The 16,240-nt window shown below is 66.9% G+C and carries 18 protein-coding genes; 6 read left to right on the forward strand and 12 right to left on the reverse strand.

Features of this window, described 5'->3' with window-relative positions; genetic code table 11:
- Positions 1-424: 424 nt before the first annotated feature.
- Entirely contained in the window at positions 425-1,156 is a 732-nt protein-coding gene (locus tag HEQ22_RS14040; RefSeq protein WP_432768464.1) for a Bax inhibitor-1/YccA family protein, read from the reverse strand.
- Between the two features lie 140 nt (positions 1,157-1,296).
- On the opposite strand from HEQ22_RS14040, the gene thpR reads away from it, so the two are divergent.
- Positions 1,297-1,914: an RNA 2',3'-cyclic phosphodiesterase gene (gene thpR / locus HEQ22_RS14045; protein ID WP_432768465.1), complete on the forward strand. Its 618-nt coding sequence runs from the start codon at positions 1,297-1,299 to the stop codon at positions 1,912-1,914.
- On the opposite strand, the gene HEQ22_RS14050 is transcribed toward thpR, so the two are convergent.
- Positions 1,821-2,303: a low molecular weight protein-tyrosine-phosphatase gene (locus tag HEQ22_RS14050; RefSeq protein ID WP_432768466.1), complete on the reverse strand. Its 483-nt coding sequence runs from the start codon at positions 2,301-2,303 to the stop codon at positions 1,821-1,823. The two genes, thpR and HEQ22_RS14050, sit on opposite strands and share 94 nt — an antisense overlap.
- Positions 2,304-2,410: 107 nt before the next feature.
- Here HEQ22_RS14050 and HEQ22_RS14055 point away from each other — a divergent pair, with 107 nt between their 5' ends.
- Complete coding sequence (locus HEQ22_RS14055) at positions 2,411-3,997, forward strand: spinster family MFS transporter (protein WP_432768467.1); 1,587 nt, start codon at positions 2,411-2,413, stop codon at positions 3,995-3,997.
- A gap of 120 nt (positions 3,998-4,117) precedes the next feature.
- Here the strand turns inward: HEQ22_RS14055 and HEQ22_RS14060 are convergent, their stop codons facing one another.
- From HEQ22_RS14060 to HEQ22_RS14085, 6 genes are all read right to left on the reverse strand, one after another.
- A complete protein-coding gene (locus HEQ22_RS14060; RefSeq protein WP_432768468.1) occupies positions 4,118-4,681 on the reverse strand; it encodes a superoxide dismutase family protein in 564 nt (187 codons plus the stop codon).
- A 77-nt stretch (positions 4,682-4,758) separates the two neighbouring features.
- Entirely contained in the window at positions 4,759-6,069 is a 1,311-nt protein-coding gene (locus HEQ22_RS14065) for a UDP-glucose dehydrogenase family protein (RefSeq protein WP_432768469.1), read from the reverse strand.
- A gap of 164 nt (positions 6,070-6,233) precedes the next feature.
- The gene (locus HEQ22_RS14070) at positions 6,234-6,659 is read right to left on the reverse strand and encodes an ExbD/TolR family protein (RefSeq protein ID WP_432768470.1); all 426 of its coding nucleotides are present in this window, start codon (positions 6,657-6,659) and stop codon (positions 6,234-6,236) included.
- Positions 6,660-6,694: 35 nt separating this feature from the next.
- Positions 6,695-7,216 carry an ExbD/TolR family protein gene (locus tag HEQ22_RS14075; protein WP_432768471.1) on the reverse strand — a complete coding sequence of 174 codons (522 nt, stop codon included), beginning with the start codon at positions 7,214-7,216 and terminating at the stop codon, positions 6,695-6,697.
- Positions 7,217-7,343: 127 nt separating this feature from the next.
- On the reverse strand, positions 7,344-8,156 hold the full coding sequence (locus HEQ22_RS14080) for a MotA/TolQ/ExbB proton channel family protein (RefSeq protein ID WP_432768472.1): 813 nt from the start codon (positions 8,154-8,156) through the stop codon (positions 7,344-7,346).
- A gap of 58 nt (positions 8,157-8,214) precedes the next feature.
- Entirely contained in the window at positions 8,215-8,871 is a 657-nt protein-coding gene (locus HEQ22_RS14085) for an energy transducer TonB (protein WP_432768473.1), read from the reverse strand.
- 272 nt (positions 8,872-9,143) lie between these two features.
- Between HEQ22_RS14085 and HEQ22_RS14090 the strand changes: the two genes are divergently transcribed.
- The 3 genes from HEQ22_RS14090 (at position 9,144) to HEQ22_RS14100 (ending at position 12,356) form a co-directional block, all read left to right on the forward strand.
- Positions 9,144-10,028 carry a hypothetical protein gene (locus HEQ22_RS14090; RefSeq protein WP_432768474.1) on the forward strand — a complete coding sequence of 295 codons (885 nt, stop codon included), beginning with the start codon at positions 9,144-9,146 and terminating at the stop codon, positions 10,026-10,028.
- 109 nt (positions 10,029-10,137) lie between these two features.
- Positions 10,138-11,457 (forward strand): homoserine dehydrogenase, encoded by a 1,320-nt coding sequence (locus tag HEQ22_RS14095; protein WP_432768475.1) that lies wholly within the window; start codon positions 10,138-10,140, stop codon positions 11,455-11,457.
- Between the two features lie 62 nt (positions 11,458-11,519).
- Positions 11,520-12,356 carry a hypothetical protein gene (locus HEQ22_RS14100; RefSeq protein WP_432768476.1) on the forward strand — a complete coding sequence of 279 codons (837 nt, stop codon included), beginning with the start codon at positions 11,520-11,522 and terminating at the stop codon, positions 12,354-12,356.
- Between the two features lie 269 nt (positions 12,357-12,625).
- Here the strand turns inward: HEQ22_RS14100 and HEQ22_RS14105 are convergent, their stop codons facing one another.
- Positions 12,626-13,018: a hypothetical protein gene (locus HEQ22_RS14105; protein WP_432768477.1), complete on the reverse strand. Its 393-nt coding sequence runs from the start codon at positions 13,016-13,018 to the stop codon at positions 12,626-12,628.
- A gap of 136 nt (positions 13,019-13,154) precedes the next feature.
- Here HEQ22_RS14105 and glpX point away from each other — a divergent pair, with 136 nt between their 5' ends.
- The gene (gene glpX, locus HEQ22_RS14110; protein WP_432768478.1) at positions 13,155-14,126 is read left to right on the forward strand and encodes a class II fructose-bisphosphatase; all 972 of its coding nucleotides are present in this window, start codon (positions 13,155-13,157) and stop codon (positions 14,124-14,126) included.
- Positions 14,127-14,152: 26 nt separating this feature from the next.
- Here glpX and HEQ22_RS14115 read toward each other — a convergent pair whose 3' ends face one another.
- From HEQ22_RS14115 to HEQ22_RS14125, 3 genes are all read right to left on the reverse strand, one after another.
- Positions 14,153-14,686: a hypothetical protein gene (locus tag HEQ22_RS14115; RefSeq protein WP_432768479.1), complete on the reverse strand. Its 534-nt coding sequence runs from the start codon at positions 14,684-14,686 to the stop codon at positions 14,153-14,155.
- A 573-nt stretch (positions 14,687-15,259) separates the two neighbouring features.
- Positions 15,260-15,682, reverse strand: coding sequence for a DUF4279 domain-containing protein (locus HEQ22_RS14120; protein WP_432768480.1), 423 nt, complete (start codon positions 15,680-15,682; stop codon positions 15,260-15,262).
- A gap of 69 nt (positions 15,683-15,751) precedes the next feature.
- The gene (locus HEQ22_RS14125) at positions 15,752-16,240 is read right to left on the reverse strand and encodes a flavodoxin family protein (protein WP_432768481.1); all 489 of its coding nucleotides are present in this window, start codon (positions 16,238-16,240) and stop codon (positions 15,752-15,754) included.

The raw sequence follows: 16,240 nt of genomic DNA on the forward strand, positions 1-16,240 counted from the left end.
ACAGGGGGCTGCTGGATACCAAGCCGCATCCGCGATCCGCACCGCGACCGTTTTCGCCGACAAATTGAAAGAGCTGATATTAAGGCTGGCACAGCCGAATAATGTAGGAAAGCGTTTTTTGCTGCGCATGGGAGCTTTGGGGTGGAGAGCGGACGGTGCAGTAGGCGTCAAGCCCTCCCCTTCAGGGGAGGGCAGCGAGACTTGCCAGCTTGCTGGCGTAGTCGCAGCGGGTGGGGGCCATCTGCCTTATGCTACCTCGCGAGAACCCACCCCAACCCCCCCCCTGAAGGAGAGGGGCTTTTTCGGCAGCTACCGCTCGTTAGCCGCCATTCGCCGCGCAGATTTCAACTTTGGGTAAGCCCTCCACGAAAAAGCCCGGCGAATCGCTTCGCCGGGCTTGTCCTTACCGTTTCCGTCCGTCCGCTTATTCGCGGCTGCCCAGCAGGTTGAGCAGGAAGGTGAACATGTTGACGAAGTCGAGGTAGAGCGTCAGCGCGCCCATCACCACCGACTTGCCGACGAAGTCGGTCCCGCGGACGTAGAAATACATGCTCTTGATCTTCTGCGTGTCATAGGCGGTAAGCCCCGCAAAGATCAGCACGCCGATGACGCTGATCGCCAGCGTCAGGGCGCCCGACTGAAAGATGAACGCGTTGAGCAACATCGCGATCAGGATGCCGAAAACGCCCATGATCAGGAAGGTGCCGAAACCCGACAAATCCTTTTTCGTCGTGTAGCCGTAGAGGCTGAGGCCCATGAACGCGGCGGCGGTCGCGAAGAAGGTCTGCGCGATCGACGCGTCAGTGAAGCGCAGGAAAATCGTCGACATCGACAGACCCATCACCGCGGCGAAGGTCCAGAACAGGGCCTGGGCAGCCGTCGTCGACAGCTTGTTGATGCCAAAGCTCAGCACCATCACGAACGCCAGCGGCGCCAGCGCGACGACCCACATCAGCGGGCTGCCGATCAGCGACTGGGTAAAGCCCGACTGAAAGGCGAGCAGCGCGACGATGCCGGTGAGCAGCACGCCCGACGCCATATAGTTGTAAACCGACAGCATGTACGACCGCAGGCCGGCATCGACGGCCTGGTCCATCGCAGTTGCGTTGGCCCCGAAACCGGAAGCCGCCATATTGGGGTCGTTCCAATTAGCCATTGTTTTCACTCCATAACCGGTCAGCCCATACCGACCGTAGTCCGCAATATCGGCATTTTCCTCCCCGCTTTCAAGCGAAACCGGACAAGCGGCGCGTTTCGGGTTTCCGCGCCGCGCAAAGCGCTTATGCTGGCGGGGTCATGCCGACCCACCGCCTGTTCGTCGCGCTGCGCCCGCCGCGCCCCGTCCGCGCCGCGCTGATCGCGGCGATGCATGGCATTGCGGGCGCGCGCTGGCAGGTCGACGAGCAGCTCCATCTGACCCTGCGCTTCATCGGCGAAGTCGATCGCCACCGCGCGGAAGACATTGCTGCCGCGCTTGGCGCGCTGCACGCCGCGGCGGTGTCCGCGCGCATTGCCGGGGTCGGGCTGTTCGAACGCCAGGGGCGGCCGCACATGGTGTGGGCCAAGATCGCGCCCGAAGAGCCGCTGGCGGCACTGCACCGCAAGGTCGAACAATGCCTGGCGCGCGTCGGCATCGCCCCCGAGACCCGCGCCTTCCTGCCGCACATCACGCTGGCGCGGCTGAACCGCGGCTGCGGCCCGGTCGCACCGTTCATGGCGCTGCACAGCGATCTGGCGAGCGAAGCCTTCGTCTTCGATCAGGTCATATTGTATGAAAGCGAGATGGGGCATGGCGGGTCGCGCTACCATCCCGTGGCGCGCTATCCGCTCGTGCCCGATGCCGCGGCAACCAGCGCCGCGGCGACCGCGCTGACATCGTCCCAGGTTGCCGCAAAACCGCCGTCGTCGCCATAATAGGGATCGGCCACGCTGGCGCCCGCGCGGCCGGGGACAAGATCGAGCATCAGCGCCAGCCGCGCCGTCGCGCCGGGCGGGGCGAGCGCGCGGGCCTCGCGCAAATTGCTGTCGTCGGCAGCGAGGATCAGGTTGAAGCGGGTGAAGTCGGCGGGCGCCAGCTGGCGCGCGCGGAGATCGGCGATGTCGACGCCGCGGCGCCGCGCTTCGGCCTCAGCCCGCGGATCGGGCGGGCGGCCGACGTGCCAGTCGCCGGTTCCTGCCGAATCGAGCGTCGCGTCGATCCCCGCGGCGGCGAAGGCGGCGCGCGTCGCGCCTTCGGCGAGGGGCGAGCGGCAGATGTTGCCGAGGCAGAGGAAGAGGATGGCATTTTGTCTATCATCGCGCATATCGACTGTCCTTTCGCGCGAAGTTGAACCGGTTTTCAACTTGCGCCCGCGTGCGGCTCTGCTAGCCATGGCGGCCAACGATAACGGGTCCGGGAGAGGGTTGCCAGATGGCCGAGAACGAGATGAGCGCTGCGCCCGATGCGGCGGAGCCGAAGGCCACGGGCTATAGCTGGTACGTCCTGTCGGTCCTGGTCGTCGTCTATATCCTCAACTTCATCGACCGGCAGATTTTGAGCATCCTCGCGGTCGATATCAAGGCCGATCTGGGGTTGAGCGATGGCGATATGGGCTTTCTCGGCGGCGCGGCTTTTGCGGTGTTCTATGCTTTGTTCGGGATTCCGCTCGGGCGCCTTGCGGACAATTGGAACCGCGTGAAGCTGTTGTCGATCGGATTGTCGCTGTGGTCGGTCATGACCGCGCTGTCGGGTTTCGCTTACAACCAGATCACCCTGACCCTGGCGCGCATGGGCGTCGGCGTCGGCGAGGCAACCGCGAGCCCGACCGCCTATTCGCTGATCTCCGATTACTTTCCAAAGAAACAGCGCGCCACCGCGCTCGCCATCTATTCCTCCGGGCTCTATCTGGGCGGCGGCGTCTCGCTGTTCATCGGCGCGTCGATCAGCGAGGCGTGGAACGGCACCTACCCCGCCGGCGGCCCGCTGGGCCTCGTCGGCTGGCAAGCCGCGTTCCTCGCCGTCGGCATCCCCGGGCTGCTGCTCGCTCTGTGGGTTGCCAGCCTGCGCGAACCCGCGCGCGGCGCCATGGACGGCGTACCGACCCATGATTCGGCGACGCCATTTCGTGAGTTCGGCAAGGATCTGACCATGATCGTGCCGCCGCTGACGCTGTATGGCGCGTGGCAGCGCGGACCAATGGCGCTGGCGATCAACATCGGGTTCGCGATTGCAGTTTCCGCCTTTGCTTGGTGGATGATCGAACTGACGGCCAACGAGGCGCAGTGGATGGCGGTCGCACTCGGCTATTATGCCGTCTTTTCGTGGGCGTGCACGCTGCGCGCGCGCGACACTGCGACCTTCCGGCTGATCTGGGGCACCCCGGCGTTCATCTGCACGACGCTGGGGTACGGGCTCGTCAGCCTCGCCGCCTATGCGCTCGCCTTCTGGTCGGCGCCTTACGCCGAAATCGTCCTCGGGCTGCCGAAGCAGGAGCTCGCCTTCATCCTCGGCGCCAACGGCGCGGTCAGCGGCTTCATCGGGGTGATCATCGGCGGCCGCATCGCCGACGCGCTGCGCGCCAAGAACCCCGCGGGGCGCGTCCTGATGATCATTTTCGGGGTGGTCGCGCCGATCGTGCCGATCTGGATCGGCTATACCACCGAAAATTCGGCGCTGTTCTATAGCATGAACTTCCTTGCCGGCATGTTCGGGGCAACGGCGCTGGGCGCCGCGGCGGCGACGACGCAGGACCTGGTGCTGCCGCGGATGCGCGGCACGGCGACCGCGGCCTTCTTCCTCGGCACGACGCTCGTCGGCCTGTCGTTCGGTCCGTATATGGTCGGGCAGATTTCGGATCTGGCGGGCACGATGGTCGATGGCCAGCCGGTCGGCGACCTGCGCACCGGCATCTTGTCGCTGATCGGGGTCGCACCGATCGCGCTCGCGCTGTTGCTATACGCCTATCGCGCCGTCCCGCGCGCCGAGGCGACGATCGTCGAGCGCGCGGCGGCGGGCTGAAGGCGCAGGGCCATGGCGATTATGAGTGGGGAGCGTAGGCGAAGGGATCACGCCAACCTGCGGAAGCCAACCTTGGACACCCTCACCCAACCCTCTCCCAAGGGGAGAGGGCTTTAGGCCTTACCCCGCGGGCGGGGCGACGATCACGCCGCAGGCGATGCGGTCGCCGCTGGCGCCGCTGGGATCGGTTTTCATGTCGTCGGGTTTGGCGTGGATGACGAAGGCGGCGCCGTCGGCGTCGAGCAGCGCGCCCTCGCCGCTCAGCCGGCTGCCGACCAGAGTCAGCGTCGCGCGGCCGATCGTTTCGGGTTCGACGACGAGGTTGGGCAGATCGCCATGGTGCGCGCCGAGCGGGTTTTCGCGGCCGTGCTGCGCCCCGGTCGGGTTCCAGTGCGGACCGGCGCTGGTGAATTTCGGCGGCGCGCACTGGCCGACGGCGTGGACGTGCATGCCATAGGTGCCGGCGGGAAAGCCGCGCGCCACCAGTTCGAGCCGCAACCCGTTGGTGTCGCGAAAGATATCGACGCGGCCGCGATCGGCGCCGCGGGCGTCGGTGAGCTGGGCGACCGCGTCGGCCGGCGGCGGCGTGGGCGCCGGCCGGTCCATGCTGGCGCAGCCCGCGAGCGCGAGGCAGGCGAGCGCGGCACCGGTCATCGTGCGGCCTTTGGTCAAACGCGTCATCATCTTGCTACTCCCCGGAAGAAACCGTTCAGATTTGCAATGCGGGCGGCACGGCAAAGTTCCCCGCGGCGACGATGCCCTTAATTGCCGGCGGTTCCAATAGCGATGTGGCGGAAGCCGTGGCGGAGCACTTCGTCGCGGCGATAGATGTTGCGCAGGTCGACGAGGGTGCGGCTGGCCATCGCGCCGCCGAGGCGTGCGAGATCGAGGGCGCGGAAGGCATCCCATTCGGTGACGATGGCGACCGCGTCGGCGCCGTCGGCGGCGGCATAGGCGCTGTCCTTCATTTCGACCTGCGGCATCATCGACGCTGCGACCTCCATCCCCTCGGGATCGTAGGCGGTGACCCGCGCGCCGGCGTCGAGCAGCGTCTGGACGATCGCGAGGCTGGGCGAATCGCGCATGTCGTCGGTGTTCGGTTTGAAGGTCAGGCCGAGCAGCGCGACCGTCTTGCCGCGGGCGTTGCCGCCGAGCGCGGCGACGATCTTGCGTCCCATTGCGCGCTTGCGCAGGTCGTTGGCCTGGACGGTCGCCTCGACGAGGCGCAGCGGGACGTCATTGTCCTGCGCGGTCTTGAGCAACGCCAGCGTGTCCTTGGGAAAACAGCTGCCGCCATAGCCAGGCCCGGCGTGGAGGAATTTGCCGCCGATGCGGTTGTCGAGCCCGATGCCGCGCGCGACGTCCTGCACCTCGGCGCCGACCGCTTCGCACAGATCGGCGATCTCGTTGATGAAGGTGATCTTCGTCGCGAGGAAGGCGTTGGCGGCATATTTGATCATCTCCGCGGTGCGGCGGCGGGTGATCAGGATCGGCGCTTCGTTGAGGAACAGCGGCCGGTAGACTTCGCGCAGCACCGCTTCGCCGCGCGCATCCTCGGCGCCGATGACGATGCGGTCGGGGCGCTTGAAATCGCCGATCGCGGCGCCTTCGCGCAGGAATTCGGGGTTCGAGGCGACGCTGTGGCTGCGCTCGGGCGCGCCTTCGCGCAGGATGCGTTCGACCTCGTCACCGGTGCCGACGGGCACGGTCGATTTGGTCACGATGACGCAATCGTGGGTCAGCGTCGCGGCCAGTTCCTCGGCAGCGCCGAAGACGTAGGACAGGTCGGCGTGGCCGTCGCCGCGCCGCGACGGGGTGCCGACCGCGATGAACACCGCGTCGGCGCCCGCCACCGCGGGGGCGAGTTCGGTAGTGAACGACAGCCGTCCGGCCGCGACATTCGCCGCGACGAGCGCGTCGAGGCCGGGTTCGAAGATCGGCATCCGTCCCGCATGGAGCGCGTCGATCTTGCCTGCATCCTTGTCGACGCACACGACCTCGTGGCCGAAATCGGAAAAACAGGCCCCCGAGACGAGGCCGACATAGCCCGTTCCGATCATCGCGATTTTCATTGGGAGATTCCTCTATCTTGAGCGTCCGGTCCGGCACCGACCCGGCAGTGCATGCCTGGCCGCCGCGTCCTTAATTGCACGCGTCCTTAATTGCAGACGCCGCAAAGGGAAAGGGCCGCGAATCGCTTCGCGGCCCTTTCTTCAAACGCGCTGTCGATCAACGATCAGAAGACGCGCGCATATTGTTCGTTGCCGACGAAGCCGAGTTTGCCGACGCCGCTTCGCTTGATCACCGCCAACACATTGTCGACGACGATGTAGCGCGCATAGGGATCGGGCTGGACCTGCAATTCGGGTTCGACCGGCAACGCCTTGGTCTGTTCCAGATATTGCGCAAGCTGCGCCAGATCGATCGGCGAGCCGTTCCAGGTGATCGTCCCGGCGGGATCGATCATCACCTTGTTCTTTTCCGGGTCGACGTTGCTGGTGCTGTTGTCGGGCACCGGCAGGTCGATCTTGACCGCGTGGGTCTGGACCGGAATGGTGATGATGAACATGATGAGCAGCACGAGCATGACGTCGATCAACGGCGTCGTGTTCATGTCCATCATCGGTTCGTTTTCGTCGCGCTCTCCAACTGACATGGACATGCGATTTTTCCTTCGTTCCTAAACGGGCAGCGCCCTTACAGGCGGCTTACCGTGCCCGAGCCAGCAGCCGGTTCCGAAATGAACCCGATCTTCTGGAAGCCGGCGAACTGCATCGTGTAAATCACCCCGCCGATGCACTGGTACGGCGTGTTGACGTCGCCGCGGATGTGCACTTCGGGGAAATTGTCTTCGGTGATATTCTCGACGCCGCCGATATCCTCGATCAGCTGTTCGAGCTTTTTCTGGCCGCGATCGAGCAGTTCGCGCGAATCGACCGGGGTCTGGCCCCAATAGACTTCGCAGGCGCTGCTTTCCGCATTGGGCTCGCCGTCGCCGTCGGTATCCGCCGAACGCACCGAGAGCAGCACGTTTTCGGGTTTCGTCGTCGTCACCTCGAACGCCACGTCGGGAAGCTCGAGGTTCACCGTCTGCACCACCACGGGAACCGTGATGAGGAAGATGATGAGCAGCACGAGCATGATATCCACGAGCGGCGTCGTGTTGATCTCGGACATCGGGGCATCTTCGCCCCCATTGTCGCCTACACTCATCGACATAGGATCAGTATCCTGTCACAAAAATTCATCTCACGGACATCGGGTCGGCAAGCCGTGCGGCGCCCACCCTGTCCAGCGGACCCGGACCCCTCGCCACCCGGCGAAGGGTCCTGATCCAGCAGGCCGGTCAGGCCTTCTTCGGCGCCGCAACCGGAGCGGCGGTCTTGGCCGGCGCGGTGGTCACGATCGGCTTCACCTGGCCGTTCGACATGATCGAACCGAGCACGTCGTTCGAGAAGGTCGACAGGCGGCGGGCGATCGACTTGTTGCGGCTCTGCAACCAGTTGAACGCGAGCACCGCGGGAACCGCGACGATCAGGCCGATGGCGGTCATGATCAGCGCTTCGCCGACCGGACCGGCGACGGTGTCGATCGACGCCTGACCCGATGCACCGATCTTCACCAGCGCGCGCAGAATGCCGATAACGGTACCGAACAGACCCACGAACGGTGCGGTCGAACCGACGGTCGCGAGGAAGGCGAGGCCGCTGTTCAGCTTCGAGTTGATGTGGTTCTGCGAGCGTTCGAGCGTGCCGTGCATCCAGTCGTGCGCTTCGACGGGGTCGGTCAGCTTGTTATGCTCTTCGTTGGCGCGCAGGCCGTCTTCGACGACCTGACGATAGGCGCTGTTCTTTTCGAGCTTGGCGGCGCCGTCGGCGAGCGTCGGGGCGCGCCAGAAGTTGGCGTCGACCGCCTTGCCCTGGTTCATCACCTTGTTCTGTTCGAACAATTTGGTGAACAGGATATAGAGCGTGCCGATGAACATGATCAGCAGGACGAGGAAGGTGACCTGCGAGACGATGCCGCCTTCGCAGAGCGCGGGGACGAGACCGTAGGGGCTGGCGCCCTCTTCGACCACGCACATCGCGGCGGGCATCAGGCTGAGCCCCGCGTCGTGGGCCGGTGCCGCCGCGGCGGCATTTGCGATCAGATTAAACATGCTGGATATTCCCTCTCAAGAAATTCGGTAAAGTTCGAAAACCGGCAGCAGCCCGCGGTCAGCGCGGGATCTGCCAGCGAATGCGATTGCTGTACGTGCCCCCGGTGGGGTTGCCCGCCCGGTCCTTGCCCGGATTGAACCGGCCGCGGCGCTGGATGAGCTTGCACGTTTCGGCATCGAGATCGGAGTGACCGCTCGACGACGTGATGTCGCACGACGTGATGCGGCCATCGGCCCCGTAGGTGACGCGGAACCCGGTCGTGCCTTCGCGCTCTTCACGCATGGCACGCGCCGGATAGTCGTCGTTCGTCGCCCAGCGGCCCGGATTGCCGCGCGGCGTACCCGCGGCGCTGAGATCCTGGACGGGCGCCGGCGCCGGCGGGGCCGGCGGAATATAGACGGGGGCGGGCGGCCGCGGCGGGGCGACCGGCACCGACTGCACGGTGTTCGTCGACACCGGCGGCGGGATCGGCGACGGCGGCGTCACGACCGGCGGCGGCGGCGGCAGGACATTGTCCGGCGGCGGCGGCGGCGGCGGCTCTTCCGGTGGCGGCGGCTCTTCGACGTCCACCACGTCCAATTTCTCCGCGATCGTCTTGACGATGCTGATGTTCAAGCCGTTGACCAGGCCGTAGCCCAGAACCGCTGTAAACAAACCAACCAAGACAATCGCCACTACCCTGTTTTTAGGGTCGACATTATCACCATAAGCCATTCAGGAACGACGCTCCTTGCTAGATCATCCTGACACCAATCCGCACTATCGGGTTCGGTTGCCAAATGCCCGGACGATTTCCGATGCGTTCCGCGAGACCCGATAGCGTAGCATAGCAGCCGGCTGTTATGTTCTTGCCGGACGCTTCTAGCTCGTCCTATCGCGGTGGCGGCAAGTTCGCAAACCCTTTATCAGCGGTTAATGTGCGTTGCCCCACGATGGGGCCATGGGGGATGCCGACGGTATCCCGAACGATGGAAAGAGGATCGATCATGCGTGCCCTCCTGCCGGCGCTCGTCGCCGGACTAGCGATAATAAATCCCGCAATTCCCGTCACTTCTGCGGCGCAGGCACCGGCCGAGGCGGCCGCCGCCAGCCCCTATAGCTATGCCGATATCGCCGATCTGGCGACCGCCGCGCCGATGGCGATACACGCCCGCATCCGCAGCGTTGCGGCGCTGAAACCCGAACGCGCGCCGGGACTCGCGGCGGGCCATGTGCGGCTTTATGTCGAGGCCGACGTGGTCAGCCTGATTCGCGGGCGCGGCCCGCTGGCGGCGCGAATCTCCTATCTCGTCGACCTGCCGCTGACCGCGAATGGCAAGGCGCCGAAGCTGAAAAAGAAGCAGTCGGTCCTGCTCTTTGCCCAGCCCGTCGCGGGCGCCGCCGCGGGCTCGAGCAGCACCGGTAGCGTGCGGCTGGTCGCCCCCGACGCCCAGCTGATCTGGGATGCGGCGACCGAGGCGCAGCTGCGCGCGATCCTGACCGAGCTGGTCAAGCCCGGCGCGCCGCCCGCGGTCACCGGCGTCGCCAACGGCTTTCACGTGCCCGGCACGCTGCCCGGCGAGGGCGAGACGCAATTGTTCCTGGCGACGACGACCGGCGAGCCGGTGTCGCTGAGCATCCTGACCGCCGCCGACGGGTCGCGCCGCTGGGCCGCGGCGTTCGGCGAGATCGTCGACGGATCGGCCGCGGTGCCGCGCCGCAACACGCTGGCCTGGTACCGGCTGGCGTGCGGGCTGCCGCGCAGCCTGCCGCTCGACAAGCTGGCGGGCACCGCGCCCGCCGACCGGCAAAAGGCGGCGGCGGACTATGCGATGGTCCGCGGCGCGCTGGGCGAATGCCGGCGCACCCGCACCCCGCCGGTCGCGCGGTAAAGCCAGGCTTGCCGCGGGCGAAGCGGCGGCGGGCTTGTATCGCGGCGAAAAGCCGATAGGGCGCTGGCGTCCGGCGGGCGAGCGCCCGCGCCGTTACGGAGTTGCCCGCATGTCGCCCGCCCCTGCCCCGACCGCCCCCCGCCCGCCGCTGCGCGTCGCGCTCGCCGGGATCGGCGTCGTCGGCGGCGGCGTCGTCCGGCTGCTCGAGGCGAACCGCGAGCTGATCGCGCGCCGCGCCGGGCGGGCGATCGAGATCGTCGCGCTGTCGGCGCGCGACCGCCACAAGGACCGCGGCGTCGACCTGTCGCGCTATCGCTGGGAAGACGACCTCGGCGCGCTGGTCACCGCCGACGACGTCGATGTCGTCGTCGAGATGATCGGCGGCGCCGACGGCATGGCGCTGACGCTGGCGCGCCAGGCGCTGGGCGCGGGCAAGGCGCTGGTCACCGCGAACAAGGCGATGATCGCGCATCATGGGCTGGATCTCGCGCGCCTCGCCGAGGAACGCGACACGCCGCTGAAATATGAGGCCGCGGTCGCCGGCGGCATCCCGGTGATCAAGGCGATCCGCGAGGGCGCGTCGGCGAACGAGATCGCGCGCGTCTATGGCATCCTCAACGGCACCTGCAATTATATCCTGACCCGGATGGAGCGCGAGGGGTCGAGCTTTGCCGACGCGCTCGCCGCGGCGCAGGCCGAAGGCTATGCCGAGGCCGACCCGAGCTTCGACGTCGACGGCATCGACGCGGCGCACAAATTGTCGATCCTCGCCGCGCTGTGCTTCGGCACCCGGCTCGACATCGACGCGGTGACCGCGAACGGCATCCGCGGCATCATCGCCGCCGACATCCGCGAGGCCGAGGCGCTGGGCCACCGCGTCCGCCTGATCGGCATGGCCGAGCGCAACGACGCCGGGCTGTACCAGCATGTCCAGCCGTGCCTGGTCCCCGCCGACCATCCGCTCGCCTATGTCCCCGGCGCGCTCAATGCCGTGGTCGCCGAGGGCAATTTCGTCGGCCGGCTGTTCTTCGAAGGCGCCGGCGCCGGCGCGGGGCCGACCGCATCGGCAATCGTCGCCGACATCATCGACATCGCGCGCGACGAATATGGCCCCGCCTTCGCGATGCCCGTCGACGCGCTCGACGCCGCGCCCCCGGCGGATGCCGGCGCGCGGGTCGGCAAACATTATGTCCGCCTGATCGTCGAGGACCGCATCGGGGTGCTCGCCGAAATCGCCACCGCGATGCGCGATGCCGGGGTGTCGATCGAAAGCTTCATCCAGCGCGGCACCGACGAGGACGACGGCGTCGTCATCGCGCTGGTCACCCACGAAGGACCGGCCAGCGCGATCCACGCCGCGCTCGCCGGGCTGGCGGCGTCGAACCATGTCGTCGGCGCGCCGATGCACATGCCGATCCTGGCGCTGTAGCAACCGCTTGAAATCGCCCGCGTCGCCGCTAATCCTGGCGGCGGGGCAGTGGGGGCGCATTCATGGATATCGAAATCAGGCAGGGGCTGGCCGAGGCACGCGCGCTGGCGGGCGCGCATTGGCGGGCGCTGTTGACCTACACCGCGATCGGGGTGCTGCTGCCGTTCCTGCTGCTGGCGAGCGAGCCGATCTTCAGCCTGCGCACGATCATGGCGATCGTGTCCGATCCATGGACCTATCGCGTCGGCGGATCGATCACCGGGCCGCTCTATCTGCTCGGCATCGTCGCGGTGATCGTCGCGGGGGCGATGCTGGCGGCGTGGAACGCGCTGTTCACCGAATTTCGCGAAGGGGTGATTTCGGAACTGATGTACGGGATGGTCGCGGGCGTCGCCTATCTGCTCGCCAACATCCTTCTGTATGCGATGATCGTTTTCGTGTCGGTGCTGCCGCTGATCCTGCTCGGCGGCGTCGCGGCGTTGAGCGCGGGACGCGAAAGCGACGGCGTGCTGCTCGAGGGTTATCGTTTCCTGCTGTCGCTGGCCGGCAGCTGGATCGGCGCGCGGCTGTGCCTGGCCGGCGCGATCATGGGCGCGGCGGGCAAGCTGGAACCCGTGTCGGCGTTCATCGAATCGTGGCGGCGCACCCGCACCGCGCAGTGGCGGCTGTTCGGCTTCTATTTCCTCTATGGCATCGTCTTTGCCATCCCGATCGTCGGACTGGCGATGGCGCACGGCGCGATCATCATGACGTCGGCGCCGGGCGGCTGGCTGGAGACGCTGATGAGCCTGGGGTGGATCCTGCTCTTCGCGCTCTATTTCCTGGGCCAGATATTGATCCCCGCCGGGCTGTACCGCGCATCGCGGCCCGCAGCGGCGGCGGCCGAGGTCTTCGCATAACGGTCGCCTGTCAGAGCGTCGAGCGTTTGATCTGAGCCATATGGCCCGCTTGTGTCGAGCGAAGTCGAGACACCCATCGGCCTTGCGCCATGCCGATGGGTGTCTCGACTTCGCTCGACACGAACGGAATGGAAGCGTTGCGGTTTTGGCGGACGACGCTCTCGTCCGGCCGCCCTCACCCTTCCGGCGCTGCGCGCCTCCCTCCCTCTCCCATTGGGAGAGGGAGTGGCCCCGTCGGCGCGACCGGTGGGAAGGGTGAGGGTGGCCTGCTAAGGCTGGTCCCCCTCCGGCGGCGGCGGGGTGCCGGTTTCGGGATCGGTGCGCTGCTTCGCCATTTCGTAAAGCGCATTGTATTCGGGGCCGGGGGCGTAGCGGCCGCCGATCGACACCCAGTTGTACGGCAATCGGTCGAGACTCATCGCGCGCGCTTCGGCGCGCGGCAGCTTGGGCGGCGCGTCGCGCCCCACCCCCGCGATGTCGCGGAGTTCGGGCGACAGGCGGTGGCGTTCGGTGTCGGTGCCGCACACGTTGATCGAGCCGTCGTCGCTGGGGCGGCAGCGCCGGATCGGGTCGATCAGTTCCTTCGCATTGGCATTGGCGGTTTCGGCATCGCGCGGCGGCGGCGGGGCCGGCGGTCCCTGCACCTGCGCCGCCGCTGTCACGGCGATGACGCACGACAGGGCGACAGCGGCGCCGAATCGGGCGAAGTATCCTCGACAAGCAACGCGGGCGACCATATGGCGCCCACCATGCCCGACGGGGGCGGCAAGGCAAGACCAAAGACGGAGAGCAGCAGACATGACCGATACCGGCAGCAACCTCGACCGGGTGCTCGTGCTCGAAATGGTGCGCGTCACCGAAGCCGCGGCGATCGCGGCGGCGAAGCTGATCGGGCGCGGCGACGAAAAGGCCGCCGATGCCGCCGCGGTCGAGGCGATGCGGACCGCGTTCAACACGCTGTACATGGACGGCACGATCGTCATCGGCGAAGGCGAACGCGACGAGGCGCCGATGCTGTATATCGGCGAAAAGGTCGGCAATGCACCGGGCAAGGGACCGAAGATCGACATCGCGGTCGATCCGCTGGAAGGCACGACGATCACCGCCAAGGCGGGCCCGAACGCGCTGGCGGTGCTGGCGATCGCCGAGGAAGGCTGCCTGCTCAACGCCCCCGACGTCTATATGGACAAGCTGGCGGTCGGCGCCGGCTATTCCCCCGGCATCGTCAATTTCGACAACAGCGTGCGCGAGAATGTCGAGGCGGTGGCGCGCGAAAAGGGCTGCGCGCCCGAAGATATCATCGTCTGCGTGCTCGACCGGCCGCGCCACGAGGCGACGATCGCCGAACTGCGCAGCATCGGCTGCGGCGTCGCGCTGATCCCCGACGGCGATGTCGCCGGGGTGATCGCGACGACCAATCCCGACACCAATGTCGACATCTATATGGGCAGTGGCGGCGCCCCCGAGGGCGTGCTCGCCGCGGCGGCGCTGCGCTGCGTCGGCGGCCAGTTCAAGGGCCGGCTGCTGTTCCGCAACGACGACGAGCGGCTGCGCGCGAAGAAATGGGGGATCGAGGACCTCGACCGCGTCTATGACCTGGAAGACCTCGCCAGCGGCGACGTGATCTTTGCCGCCACCGGGGTGACCGACGGATCGCTGCTGCGCGGCGTCAAGCGCCGCCGCGACGGGGTGATGACGACCGAGACCGTCGTCATGCGCGCGTCGTCGGGCACGGTGCGCTGGGTGAAGGGCGAGCATCGCACCGACTGAGCCGGCGCATCGCCCAGGGCCCGGCCCTAGCCGCCCTGCTTTTTGGCGCGCGCCGCCTTGACGCCGGCGACGAACTGGTCCTCGGTGACCTTCACCGCCAGCCCCTGTTTCGACAGGAAGAAGGCGGCGCGCGGCATGGTGATATTGCCATCCTTGGTCGCCAGCACCGCGCCCTGCGGCGCCATCGCCGTGACCTTGCCGAGAACCGCGGCGCCGTCGGCGCTGCGCACCTCGGCCCCCGGCTTCAGCGCCCCGTCGACCGCCGCCGCATCGGCCTCGGCCTCCTTGAGCACCGCCAGGATTTTCGCCTTCGGCGCCTTTAGCGCCGGGCCCTTGTCGGTCGCCAGAAAGGCGTCTTTCGCCACCACCAGCCCGCTGCCGTCGATCGCCACCGCGACTTTGTCGCCGGTCACCTTGACGATCTGACCGACCTCTTCGCCCGCCTGGTCATAGACTTTGGTGCCGGGGGTCAGCGAGGCGGCGGCCGGCGCCTGTGCGGCGGCGGGAAGCGCCGCACCGGCGAGGCAGAGCGCGGCGAGCAGACGGTAAGGCTTGGGCATGGAAAACTCCGGTCGAACGACAAAGGCCGTCCGTGGGGCAGCGCGCGCCGCCCCGCCAATCGCCATGGTGCGGGCCGTGCAACGGACGCGGCGAGCCGACCGGGGTGGGCGTGCGGCGCGCGGGGATGGGCGGTGCGGGGCGATTTGCGATTGCCGGCCTTGCAGGTCGCAATTGCGGACCCCGGGGGCGAAGGCAGCGGACAAGTCGCCACGGAGCGCTGTGCCGCCGGCGCCGGCAAAGATTATTTCGCACAAAGGCACGAAGGCACGAAGATGCCGTGCCGACCGCGGAGCGGATTCATGCCTTTGGGCTTTGCGTAGTAGCGCGCAGATGATGAGGAAGCAGCCTCGCCGCCGCGAACCAGCGTCTTCGTGCCTTCGTGCCTTTGTGCGGATATCTTTTGGCACTTCGTCTGCTGCCGACCGGTTGCGGCCCTACTTAACCCCGTTCGCATCGAGCGAAGTCGAGATGCCCATCGGCGTGATATGAGGTCGAAGGGTGTCTCGACTTCGCTCGACACGAACGGATTGAGGGATGGCCTTTGACGACCAGTTGCAGACATTGCCGCCATCTCAGGTGACTGGGCCGTCGCCGCTGTCGTATATGTCGAGATGAAGCGACAGGCCACGGCTCCCCAGCGCCATGAGCGCGTTCGCCGAAAGCTTTGCCTCTTCGTTAAAACGGGCAAGAATGAGACCGCAGACGATCTCGCCTGATAGACCTAACATGATCCGCTGCCACAAGATCGGATCATCGGGCACCTGATCCAATAACTCGATGATTAGGTGCTCCAGCTTCTTCCCCTTCTGCCAGCCGGTCGTGAGCTGAAACCGACCTGTCCTCGCTACCATCTCCTCGCCTTCTTTGGAGTGATAGGTCTCGTCCTTCCGGATTTGATAGGCAGGTGCGCGCCCGAGCCACGACGCCAGTTCGTCCGGGTTGAGTGAGTCTCCAGTGAACCACAATGAGACCTTACATTCGGCAACATCAATCATGGATTTGAGCATACCGGATCGATGTCCGCTTACCACCCCGAAGCCGACGTCAATCCCTATCACCCCAGCTCAGAAAATCCCCGCCGCCAGGCCCTCGGCGAGCGCGGCGCCGAGGTCGCGTGCTTCGGCGATGCGGGCGGCGGGGATTTTCTTGGGGGCGAGGATCGCGTCGGGGGTCTGCGCGGCGGTGTTCACGATCAGCGGGTCGGCGACGCGCCTCAGCCGCCAGCCGGTGGCAATGCGGTCGAGCTGGCGCTGGGCGTTTTCGCCGTCGGAGCCGGCGCAGACGATCGTCGCATAGGGGCGGCCTTCGAGCCTACCCAGGCACGGGTAATAGCAGCGGTCGAACATCTCCTTCATCGCGCCCGACAGCGCGGCGAGGTTTTCGGGGCCGATAAAGAGATAGCCTGCCGCCGCGAGCATGTCGTCGGGCGTCACGTCGTCGGCCGCGACGCGCCGGGCCGCCGCCCCGGCGCCGTCGGCGGCGGCGCGCGCGAGGGCTTCGCTGCCGCCGGTGCGGCTGTGCCAGGCGATCAGCAGGGGCGGCGCGTCGGTCAT

It is taken from the genome of Sphingopyxis sp. (genome assembly GCF_050916055.1).
Lineage (GTDB): Bacteria > Pseudomonadota > Alphaproteobacteria > Sphingomonadales > Sphingomonadaceae > Sphingopyxis.